At 56.7% G+C, this 1,088-nt stretch carries 2 protein-coding genes; both read right to left on the reverse strand.

Annotation, left to right across the window (positions count from 1 at the left end):
• The coding region (locus tag lacNas_RS00235; protein WP_201346479.1) for an ATPase, T2SS/T4P/T4SS family at positions 1 to 502 on the reverse strand (502 nt) is incomplete at its 3' end.
• Between the two features lie 150 nt (positions 503 to 652).
• The coding region (locus lacNas_RS00240; RefSeq protein WP_201346480.1) for a YebC/PmpR family DNA-binding transcriptional regulator at positions 653 to 1,088 on the reverse strand (436 nt) is incomplete at its 5' end.

Below are 1,088 nucleotides of genomic sequence, written 5' to 3' on the forward strand. Positions count from 1 at the left end.
CCGGGTCTTCAATCGTCATCACCATTTTCGTCCGGCTGAGCCGCCGGGCCAGTTCGTACATGGTCGTGGTCTTGCCTGACCCCGTCGGGCCGCTGGTCACGATCAGCCCCCGCCGCCAGCACAGATCCACCAGCTCCTGAAACTGCTCAGGCAAAAAATACCGGCTCTCTGCCAGCGAATATATGATCCGGATGACCAGGGAATCCTGCCCCCGGTAGTCACCCACGCTGGACAGGCGCAGCCAGTAGCGGCTTTCGTCCAGGTCGACAGCCATGCTGCCGACTTGGGGCCGGCGGTGTTCGGCAATATCCATTTCCGCCTGGTACTTGAACCAGTTGATCAACTCCAGCCCTTTGGCCTGGCTCAAAGCCGGCAGGTCCGTCAAATCTCCGGCCCTCAGCTTCAGCCGGCAGCAGTCAGCAGCTGGCAGGAAAAAGATGTCGCTGGCCCTTTGCCCGACCGCCTGCTTCAGCAGCTGCCGGGCCGCTTCTTCTATTTCCACGAAACCCTCCTTTCTCTTTCCTCCTCCACTGACTAGTACGCCAAAAAGCGCCGATTTTTTCCGCCGCGGCAAATTTTTTTAAAAAAGCGCGCAAAAAAACGCGGCTTTCCTAAGAAAGTCGCGTCTTGTCTAGCTTATTTTATAGGCGAATTATTCTTCGTCGTCAGCAGCTGCGGTGTAAACGTTGGAAACGTCATCGTCGTCTTCCAAAGCGTCAACCAGCTTGGCGAATTGTTCCTTCTTGTCTTCCGGAACCGGGGTGGTGTTTTGCGGCACCATGGTCAGTTCGGAAACAGCCAGCTGGTAGCCGGCCTTTTCCAAAGCGTCGCGGACAGCAGTGAAGCTCTTGGCGTCAGTGTAGATTTCGTAAGCGTCGTCACTGGTTTGCAGGTCGTCGCCGCCGGCTTCCATGACGTCCATCAGCATTTGGTCTTCGTCAGCGTCAGTAGTTGACCGGTCAATTACGATGTAGCCCTTGCGGTCAAACATGTAGGCAACTGACCCGGTAGCACCAAGGCTGCCGCCGTTGCGGGTGAAGGCCACCCGTACGGATGAGGCAGTCCGGTTCTTGTTGTCAGTCAAAGCT

It is taken from the genome of Lactobacillus nasalidis, assembly GCF_016587775.1.
In the GTDB taxonomy this organism is placed as follows: domain Bacteria; phylum Bacillota; class Bacilli; order Lactobacillales; family Lactobacillaceae; genus Lactobacillus; species Lactobacillus nasalidis.